This window comes from Azovibrio sp., from assembly GCF_049658005.1.
Lineage (GTDB): Bacteria > Pseudomonadota > Gammaproteobacteria > Burkholderiales > Rhodocyclaceae > Azovibrio.
This window is the reverse complement of the sequence record NZ_JBASOH010000135.1, coordinates 60,790-69,453: the sequence shown is the minus strand read 5'-3', so window position 1 is coordinate 69,453 and position 8,664 is coordinate 60,790. Positions and strand designations below refer to the sequence as shown.

10 protein-coding genes are annotated in these 8,664 nt (G+C 64.6%); 8 read left to right on the top strand and 2 right to left on the bottom strand.

What is annotated here, in order from left to right; translation table 11 throughout:
• The 3 genes from WBH99_RS13415 to ybaK form a co-directional block, all read left to right on the top strand.
• A partial coding sequence (locus tag WBH99_RS13415; protein WP_424220595.1) for a methylated-DNA--[protein]-cysteine S-methyltransferase occupies positions 1–295 on the top strand: 295 nt, incomplete at its 5' end.
• Entirely contained in the window at positions 273–1,208 is a 936-nt protein-coding gene (gene xerD / locus WBH99_RS13410) for a site-specific tyrosine recombinase XerD (RefSeq protein ID WP_424220594.1), read from the top strand. The genes WBH99_RS13415 and xerD, both read left to right, overlap by 23 nt.
• Before the next feature lie 19 nt (positions 1,209–1,227).
• Positions 1,228–1,719, top strand: a complete 492-nt coding sequence (gene ybaK / locus WBH99_RS13405) for a Cys-tRNA(Pro) deacylase (RefSeq protein WP_424220593.1) — start codon at positions 1,228–1,230, stop codon at positions 1,717–1,719.
• Here ybaK and folB read toward each other — a convergent pair whose 3' ends face one another.
• The gene (folB, locus tag WBH99_RS13400) at positions 1,720–2,070 is read right to left on the bottom strand and encodes a dihydroneopterin aldolase (protein ID WP_424220598.1); all 351 of its coding nucleotides are present in this window, start codon (positions 2,068–2,070) and stop codon (positions 1,720–1,722) included. It lies immediately after the preceding gene.
• Between the two features lie 75 nt (positions 2,071–2,145).
• Here folB and plsY point away from each other — a divergent pair, with 75 nt between their 5' ends.
• Positions 2,146–2,754, top strand: coding sequence for a glycerol-3-phosphate 1-O-acyltransferase PlsY (gene plsY / locus WBH99_RS13395; protein ID WP_424220592.1), 609 nt, complete (start codon positions 2,146–2,148; stop codon positions 2,752–2,754).
• Between the two features lie 142 nt (positions 2,755–2,896).
• Here plsY and tsaD read toward each other — a convergent pair whose 3' ends face one another.
• Complete coding sequence (tsaD, locus tag WBH99_RS13390) at positions 2,897–3,931, bottom strand: tRNA (adenosine(37)-N6)-threonylcarbamoyltransferase complex transferase subunit TsaD (RefSeq protein ID WP_424220591.1); 1,035 nt, start codon at positions 3,929–3,931, stop codon at positions 2,897–2,899.
• Between the two features lie 125 nt (positions 3,932–4,056).
• On the opposite strand from tsaD, the gene rpsU reads away from it, so the two are divergent.
• From rpsU to rpoD, 4 genes are all read left to right on the top strand, one after another.
• Positions 4,057–4,269 carry a 30S ribosomal protein S21 gene (gene rpsU, locus WBH99_RS13385; RefSeq protein WP_424220590.1) on the top strand — a complete coding sequence of 71 codons (213 nt, stop codon included), beginning with the start codon at positions 4,057–4,059 and terminating at the stop codon, positions 4,267–4,269.
• Positions 4,270–4,411: 142 nt separating this feature from the next.
• Positions 4,412–4,855: a GatB/YqeY domain-containing protein gene (locus WBH99_RS13380; protein WP_424220589.1), complete on the top strand. Its 444-nt coding sequence runs from the start codon at positions 4,412–4,414 to the stop codon at positions 4,853–4,855.
• 10 nt (positions 4,856–4,865) lie between these two features.
• The gene (dnaG, locus tag WBH99_RS13375; RefSeq protein WP_424220588.1) at positions 4,866–6,596 is read left to right on the top strand and encodes a DNA primase; all 1,731 of its coding nucleotides are present in this window, start codon (positions 4,866–4,868) and stop codon (positions 6,594–6,596) included.
• Between the two features lie 46 nt (positions 6,597–6,642).
• Positions 6,643–8,664 carry an RNA polymerase sigma factor RpoD gene (rpoD, locus tag WBH99_RS13370; RefSeq protein WP_424220587.1) on the top strand — a complete coding sequence of 674 codons (2,022 nt, stop codon included), beginning with the start codon at positions 6,643–6,645 and terminating at the stop codon, positions 8,662–8,664.

Sequence of the window (8,664 nt, the reverse complement as noted above, 5' to 3'; positions counted from 1 at the left end):
CTTCGACCTCCCCCTCGCGCCCCGGGGCACCCCCTTCCAGCACCGGGTCTGGCAGCAGATCGCCGCCATTCCCCGGGGCGAAAGCCGCAGCTACGGCGAACTCGCCCAAGCCCTCGGCAGCGCCCCCCGGGCCGTGGGCGGTGCCTGTGGCGCCAACCCCCTGCCCCTGATCGTGCCCTGTCACCGGGTCCTCGCCGCCCACGGCGGCCTGGGCGGCTTCAACCGGGCCCGGGGCGGTTTTCTCCTCGATGTGAAACGCTGGCTCCTCGCCCATGAAGCCGGAGCCAAGCGCTAAAGCCCCGGCGCCGCTGCGCCCGGCGGACCTGGCCGACATCGACACTTTCTGCGACGCCCTGTGGCTCGAAGACGGGCTCGCCAAGACCACCCTGGACAGCTACCGGGCCGACCTGACGGCCCTCGGGCGCTGGCTGGCCGAAACAAACCGCCCGGCCCTGCTCCAGGCCGGCGAAGCCGACCTGCTCGCCTTCGTGGCCCGGCTCGCCCAGGAGAAAAAGGCCACCTCGCAAGCCCGCTATCTTTCCAGCCTGCGCCGCTTCTATCGCTGGCAGGTGAGCCGCGGCCGCATCGCTACCGACCCCACCGGCCGGCTCTCCCGCCCCATCACCCCGGGGCGCCTGCCCAAGACCCTCTCGGAAGCCCAGGTGGAAGCCCTGCTCAAGGCCCCGGACATCGATACCCCCCTGGGCCAGCGCGACCGGGCCATGCTCGAAACCCTCTACGCCACCGGCCTCAGGGCCTCCGAACTGGTGGGCCTCAAGCTCCATGAAATCGGCTTCAACGAAGGCGTGCTGCGGGTCATGGGCAAGGGCAGCAAGGAGCGCCTCGTGCCGCTGGGCGAAGAGGCGCTCGACTGGCTGCAGCGTTTCATCCGGGAAGGCCGCCGGGCATTGCTGGGGGAGCGACCCTGCAACGCCGTGTTCGTCACCGCCCGGGCCGCCCCCATGACCCGGCAGATGTTCTGGACCCTGATCAAGGGCTACGCCCTCCGGGCCGGCATCCCCCGGGAACGGCTCTCCCCGCATGTGCTGCGGCACGCCTTCGCCACCCACCTGCTCAACCACGGCGCCGACCTGCGGGTGGTGCAATTACTCCTGGGCCATACCGACATCACCACCACCCAGATTTATACCCACGTGGCGCGGGAACGGCTAAAGCAGCTCCACCGCGTGCACCATCCCAGAGGCTGAACCCCTACGATCCCCATTTATGAAACACGACACCCACGCCCCCGAAACCCCGGCCACCCGCTTCCTGCGCCAGCACGAGGTGGCGTTTTCCACCCACCTCTATGACTACGTGGAGCATGGCGGCACAGCGGTCTCGGCCAGCAGCCTCAATGTCGATGAACACGCGGTGGTAAAGACCCTGGTCTTCCAGGACGAGGAGGCCAGGCCCCTGATCGTGCTGATGCACGGGGACCGGAAGGTCTCCGCCAAGGAACTGGCGCGCCAGGCGGGCGTGAAAAAGGTCGAACCCTGCAAGCCGGAAGTGGCCCAGCGTCATACAGCTTACCCGGTGGGCGGCACCAGCCCCTTCGGCACGAAAAAGGCCCTGCCGGTGTTTCTGGAAAAGACCATCCTCGACCTGCCGCTGATCTACATCAACGGCGGCCGCCGCGGCTTTCTCGTGGGCCTCCATCCCCACGACCTGATTCGCCTGCTCGATCCCACCCAGGTGAGCGTGGCCCAGGAGAAATGATCAGGCCGAACGCTCGATGATGACGCCCACCCGCTTCACGCCTTTCATCATCCCGAGTTTGGCCACGGAAACGCGCACCCACTGGGCGGCATAGTCCTCCAGGATCAAGGTGGCGACGAATTCGGCCAGCTTTTCCAGCAGATTGAAGTGACGGGCGGCAAGCTCCTCGCGCAAACGCTCGCTGACCACGGCGTAGTCGATGGTGTCGCGGATATCGTCGCTCGCCCCGGCCGAGGCGGTAGAGACCCCCATCTGGATATCCAGCACCACCGTTTGCGGCATGGCCTTCTCCCGCGGGTAGATGCCGATCCAGGTTTCGGCGCGCAATTCCTCGATAAAGATGATGTCCATGGGGGCGGGAGTGTAGAGGGAGTGTAGAATCTGGCGCCGCATTGTAACCCAGCCCACCACGCCTTCTTGCCTGCCATGAGCCCTGCGCTGCCCTCCCTCTTTGCCTGCCTCGCCGCCTACCTGCTTGGTTCCGTCTCCTTTGCCGTGCTCGGCGCCAGGCTGTTCAAGCTCGCCGACCCGCGCACCTACGGCTCCGGCAACCCGGGCGCCACCAATGTGCTACGCAGCGGCAACAAGAAGGCGGCCCTGTTCACCCTGCTGGGGGATGCCCTCAAAGGCACGGCGGCCGTACTGGCGGCCCGGGCTCTGGCGTTACCAGAACAGACCGTCGGCCTCGTGGCCCTGGCCGTATTCCTCGGCCACCTCTACCCGGTCTTCCTCAAATTCAAGGGTGGCAAGGGCGTCGCCACCGCCGCCGGGGTGCTGCTCGCCCTCATGCCCTGGGTCGGCCTCGCCACCCTCGCCACCTGGCTCGCCACCGCCTACCTGAGCCGCTATTCCTCCCTGGCCGCCATCGTCGCCGCCCTGCTCGCCCCCGCCTACGCCATGCTGTTTGCTGGGGCAGAAGACTACACCGGCGTGATTCTGGTCATCAGCCTCGCCCTGCTCATGAAGCACCGGGGCAATATCCAGCGCCTCCTGGCCGGTCAGGAAACGAAGATCGGCAGCAAGAACCAAGCTTGAGGCAGACGCCAGACGATTCCGTCCGGATTCCGGACGCTCAGGGCTTGCCGGCTTGCCGAATGGGCCTATCGAATGGGCCTGCCCGGCCAGGCAATGGCGTCGACCGGCGAGGCCCGAACGCCCAAGAACGAATCGGCGGAGGTCAGGCGCCCATCAGGTCGTTCAAGGGCCAGCGGGGCCGTACCGCAAACCCGCCGGCGGGCTTGGCCAGGGCGCCGGCCATGAGTCGCATCGCCCCGGCAAAGGCAATCATGGCACCGTTGTCGGTACAGAATTCCAGTTCCGGGTAATAGACCCGGCAGCGGCGCTTGGCGGCGGCTTCATTCAGCGCCTGGCGCAACTGGCGATTGGCCCCGACGCCGCCCGCCACCACCAGGCGCTGCATGCCGGTATGCTTCAAGGCGGCGAGGGATTTTTTCACCAGCACTTCCACCAGGGCGTCCTGAAAAGCGCGGGCCACATCGGCCTGGAAATCGGCCTGGAAATCGGGCCGGTTTTCTGCCTTGTTCCGCACCAGGGTGAGCACGGCGGTCTTGAGGCCGGCAAAGCTGAAATTGAAGTCGCCGGAATGGAGCATGGGCCGGGGCAGATCGAAGACCCCGGGCCGGCCGGTGGCGGCCAGTTGCGACAGGGCCGGGCCGCCCGGGTAGCCTAGCCCCAGGAGCTTGGCGGTCTTGTCGAACGCCTCGCCCGCCGCATCGTCCAGGGTCTCCCCCAGGAGTTCGTACTGGCCGACGCCGGCCACGGCCATGAGCTGGGTGTGACCGCCGGACACCAGCAAGGCCACGAAGGGAAACTCCGGCGGCTCCTGGGCCAGCAGGGGAGAGAGCAGATGCCCTTCCAGGTGGTGCACGGGCAGGGTCGGCTTGCCCAGGCTGGCAGCCAGCCCTTCGGCAAAGGCCGAGCCTACGAGCAGCGCTCCCGCCAGGCCGGGGCCCTGGGTGTAGGCCACGGCATCCACCTCCGCCAGCGTGCTGGCACTCTCTTTCAGGACCTGCCGCAGCAAGGGCACCAGGCGGCGGATGTGGTCCCGGGAGGCCAGCTCGGGCACGACGCCGCCGTATTCCGCATGCAGGGCGACCTGACTGTGCAGGGCATGGGCGAGCAGGCCCCGTTCCGTGTCATAGAGGGCCAGGCCGGTTTCGTCGCAGGAAGATTCAATACCAAGAACTCGCATGGGGCGCGATTTTAGCACTTGTTCATGACGGACACCGCGCGTAGAATGCTCACCTTTCGTCCATTCGTGACGGAGCAAAATTTACCGGGCAAGCGACGCTGCCCAAGCGGAAGGGGGTGATTTCAATGCCAAGCATTCGCGTCAAGGAAAACGAGCCGTTCGAGGTAGCCATCCGCCGCTTCAAGCGTGCTGTCGAAAAAACCGGTCTGCTGACCGAACTTCGCGCCCGTGAGTTTTACGAAAAGCCCACCTCCGAACGCAAACGCAAAGCGGCTGCCGCAGTCAAGCGCCACCACAAGCGTATCCGTAGCATGACCCTGCCGCCGAAGATGTTCTGATTCAGTTCATCCTTCATTCCATCCTCAAGCAGGCAACAAGAGCCGCCAGATTGCTTCCAGCCTGGCGGCTTTTACTTGAACTTGATCCCGAGACTTGATCCCGATCCCCACCGGCCCGACCCCCTCCACGCCCGACCCGAAAATGACACTCAAAGCCCGCATTACCGAAGACATGAAAACGGCCATGAAGGCCAGGGAAACCCTGCGCCTCGGCGCCATCCGCCTGCTCCTGGCCGCCATCAAGCAAAAGGAAGTGGATGAGCGCACGGAGCTGGACGATGCCGCCATCGTGGCCGTCATCGAGAAGATGACCAAGCAGAGGAAGGACAGCCTCAGCCAGTATCAGGCCGCGGGCCGCACCGACCTGGCCGAGGTGGAGCAAGCTGAAATCACTGTTCTGGCCGCCTACCTGCCCGAGAAAATGGATGAAGCCGGGATCAATGCCGCCATCGACGCCGCCGTGGCGGCCACAGGCGCCGCCAGCGCCGCCGACATGGGCAAGCTGATGGCCGTACTGAAGCCGCAACTGGCCGGCAAGGCCGATATGGCACGGGTCTCGAAACTGGTCAAGGCCCGCCTGGGCTGATCCTCCGCCCATGATCCCGGCGTCCTTCATCCAGGACCTGCTGGACCGGGTCGATATCGTGGACCTGATCGACGGCTACGTCCGCCTCAAGAAAGCCGGCGCCAATTACAGCGCCTGCTGCCCCTTCCATAACGAGAAGACGCCCTCCTTCACGGTGAGCCCCACCAAGCAGTTCTACCACTGCTTCGGCTGCGGCGCCCACGGCACCGCCATCAGCTTTCTCATGGAATACCAGGGACTGGGCTTCGTGGATGCGGTCAAGGAACTGGCCGGCAAGATGGGCATGCCGGTGCCGGAACAGGAGCGGGGCGCTCCCCAGGAAGACCGGGGCAGCATCCGCCAATTAACAGAAATCATGGCCCGGGCCGCCCAGTATTACAAAGACCAGTTGAAGCAGAGCCCCAAGGCCATCGATTACCTGAAGGGCCGGGGCCTGAGCGGGGAAATCTGCGCCCGCTTCGGCATCGGCTACGCCCCGGAGGGCTGGCAGAACCTGGCCGCCGCCTTCCCTCATTACGAAGCCCCGGAACTGGCCGCCGCCGGGCTGGTGATCGAGAATGAACAGGGCCGGCGCTATGACCGTTTCCGGGACCGGATCATGTTCCCCATCATCAACCCCAAGGGAGAGGTGATCGCCTTTGGCGGCCGCATCATCGGCCAAGGGGAACCCAAATACTTGAACTCTCCGGAAACCCCGATCTTCGAAAAGGGCCGGGAAGTGTACGGCCTGCCCCAGGCTCGCCAGGCCCTGCGGGAAGAAAACCGGGTGATCGTGGTGGAAGGCTACATGGACGTCGTGGCCCTGGCCCAGCACGAGGTCGGCAACGCCGTGGCCACCCTGGGCACCGCCACCACCGCCACCCACGTCCAGAAACTCCTGAAACAGGTGGACCGCATTGTCTACTGCTTCGACGGCGACAATGCCGGGCGCAAGGCGGCCTGGCGCGCCCTGGAAAACAGCCTGGAAGCCCTGGCCGACAACAAGTCCGTCGGCTTCGCCTTCCTGCCCGACCCGGAAGACCCGGACAGCTTCGTGCGCCAGTCCGGCAGGGAAGCCTTTTCGACCCTGATCGCCCAGGCCACGCCCCTCTCCGACTTCCTGCTGCGGGAACTGGGGCAGCGCTGCGACCTCACCAGCTCCGAAGGCAAGGCCCGGCTGATCCACGAGGCCAAGCCCCTGCTCACCCGCTTGCCCACGCCGCTCCTGCGCCTGCAACTGGTGAAACGCCTGGCCGCAGCCAGCGGCTTTACCCAGACGGAGGTGGAGCGCCTCTGCGACATCCGCGGCTACGCCCCCCCCGCGCCGCCCAGGGCACCGCGTCAGGCGCCTTCCCTGGCCCGCATCCTGCTGCGCCTGGTGTTACTGCAGCCCGCCCTGGCCGCCCGCATTCCCCTGGAGCGGGTCGTGCCGGGCAGCGAACGGGCCATTCTCGCCGCCATCATCGAGCGTCTGCCCGGCCTGCCGGCCAATCCCGCCTACGGCCAGCTGCGCGAGGCCCTGCGCGGCCACCCGCTGGAAAGCCAGCTGGAAGCCCTGGCCGGGGAACTCCTGGGCACCGACATGGACGAAGCGTATGTGGAAACCGAATTCGAGGCCACGTTGGGACGCCTGCAAGAAGGCAGCCAGAAAGCCGCCTTTGCGGTCCTGCAAGCCAAGGCCCGCCAATTTGGCGTTGCCGGCTTGAGCGAGGAAGAGAAGCAGAATTACCTATCCCTTCTCGCGCTGAAAAAAGATCACTAAGTGATGGTATAATCTACGGTTTTCCGAATTCCGCTGGCAGGTAGTCATGGTTAAAGACAAGACGAAAGAAACCGCGAAAGCGCTGCAAAAAGTTCGTGCAGCCAAGGCGAAGGAGAAGGCAGCCGAACAGATTCTGGACGAAAGTACCCGCGTCGAAACCCCTGAGGTGGATGCCGAAACCCGCAAGATGCGTCTCAAGGCCCTGATCAAACTGGGCAAGGAACGCGGCTTCCTGACCTACGCCGAGATCAACGACCATCTGCCCGACGACGTCGTGGATGCCGAGCAGATCGAATCCATCATCAGCACCTTCAGCGATATGGGCATCAAGGTCTTTGACGAAGCCCCGGCTGCCGAAGAACTGCTGATGTCCGATGCCACCCCCGCGGCGGCTGACGACGAAGAAGCCGAAGAGCAAGCCGAACAGGCGTTGTCCTCCGTGGACTCCGAATTCGGCCGCACCACCGACCCGGTGCGCATGTACATGCGCGAAATGGGCTCCGTGGAACTGCTGACCCGTGAAGGCGAAATCGAAATCGCCAAGCGCATCGAAGAAGGCCTCAAGCACATGGTGCAGGCCATCTCCGCCTGCCCCTCCACCATTGCCGAGATTCTCGAGATGGCGGACAAGGTCGAGCGCGATGAAATCCGCATCGATGAACTGGTGGATGGCCTGGTGGACCCCAACGCCCCCAGCGAAGAAGAAGTAGCCGCTACGGCCGCCGCAACTGCCGCTACGGCCGCCGCCAGCGCCGCCCTCGACGAAGCCGAAGGCGACGAAGAGGCAGACGCGGACGAAGAGAGCGACGAAGAAGCCGCCAGCAAGGCAGCCTCCGCCTCCCTGGCCCAGCTCAAGGCAGAAGCCCTGGAACGCTTTGAACGCATCCGCAGCCACTACACCAAGATGCTCGAGACCCTGACCAGAAAAGGTACCCAGGACAAGACCTACATCAAGCTGCAACAGCAGATCAGCGAAGAACTGCTGAACATCCGCTTCACCTCCCGCACCATCGAGCGCTTCTGCGACAGCGTGCGCAGCATGGTCGAAGGGGTGCGCGAGAGCGAGCGCAACATCCAGCGCACCTGCGTCGACAAGGTGCGCATGCCCCGCCCCCACTTCATCAAGAGCTTCCCGGGCAACGAAACCAATCTGGAATGGGTGGACAAGGAAATTTCCATCGCCCCCAAGACCTATGTGGCGATCCTGACCCGCAATGCCCCCAACATCCGGGAAGAGCAGCAAAAGCTGATCGACCTGCAAAACCGCCTGGGCATCTCCCTCAAGGAACTCAAGGACATCAACCGGCAGATGACCACCGGCGAAGCCAAGGCCCGCCGCGCCAAGCGCGAAATGACCGAGGCCAACCTGCGCCTCGTGATCTCCATCGCCAAGAAATACACCAACCGCGGCCTGCAATTCCTCGACCTGATCCAGGAAGGCAACATCGGCCTGATGAAGGCGGTGGACAAATTCGAATACCGGCGCGGCTACAAGTTCTCGACCTACGCCACCTGGTGGATCCGCCAGGCCATCACCCGCTCGATCGCCGACCAGGCCCGCACCATCCGCATCCCGGTGCATATGATCGAGACGATCAACAAGATGAACCGGATCAGCCGCCAGATCCTGCAGGAAACCGGGCTGGAGCCCGATCCCGCCACCCTGGCCGAAAAAATGGAGATGCCCGAGGACAAGATCCGCAAGATCATGAAAATCTCCAAGGAGCCCATCTCCATGGAAACCCCGATTGGCGACGACGACGATTCCCACCTGGGCGACTTCATCGAAGACACGGCCACCCTGGCCCCCGCCGATGCCGCCATGTACTCCAGCCTGCGGGAAGTGACGGCGGAAATCCTCGACACCCTCACACCGAGGGAAGCCAAGGTACTGCGCATGCGTTTCGGCATCGAAATGAACACCGACCACACGCTGGAAGAAGTCGGCAAGCAGTTCGACGTCACCCGGGAACGCATTCGCCAGATCGAAGCGAAGGCGCTGCGCAAACTTCGCCACCCGACCCGCTCCGACAAGCTGCGCACTTTCGTGGATACGGGCAACAGCTGA

Bases quoted from the DNA above. Each gene is read 5' to 3' on its own strand.
- rpoD (WP_424220587.1), top strand. From the start codon at position 6,643: ATGGTTAAAGACAAGACGAAAGAAACCGCGAAAGCGCTGCAAAAAGTT.
- folB (WP_424220598.1), bottom strand. From the start codon at position 2,070: ATGGACATCATCTTTATCGAGGAATTGCGCGCCGAAACCTGGATCGGC.
- dnaG (WP_424220588.1), top strand. From the start codon at position 4,866: ATGATCCCGGCGTCCTTCATCCAGGACCTGCTGGACCGGGTCGATATC.
- plsY (WP_424220592.1), top strand. From the start codon at position 2,146: ATGAGCCCTGCGCTGCCCTCCCTCTTTGCCTGCCTCGCCGCCTACCTG.
- ybaK (WP_424220593.1), top strand. From the start codon at position 1,228: ATGAAACACGACACCCACGCCCCCGAAACCCCGGCCACCCGCTTCCTG.
- tsaD (WP_424220591.1), bottom strand. From the start codon at position 3,931: ATGCGAGTTCTTGGTATTGAATCTTCCTGCGACGAAACCGGCCTGGCC.
- WBH99_RS13380 (WP_424220589.1), top strand. From the start codon at position 4,412: ATGACACTCAAAGCCCGCATTACCGAAGACATGAAAACGGCCATGAAG.
- rpsU (WP_424220590.1), top strand. From the start codon at position 4,057: ATGCCAAGCATTCGCGTCAAGGAAAACGAGCCGTTCGAGGTAGCCATC.
- xerD (WP_424220594.1), top strand. From the start codon at position 273: ATGAAGCCGGAGCCAAGCGCTAAAGCCCCGGCGCCGCTGCGCCCGGCG.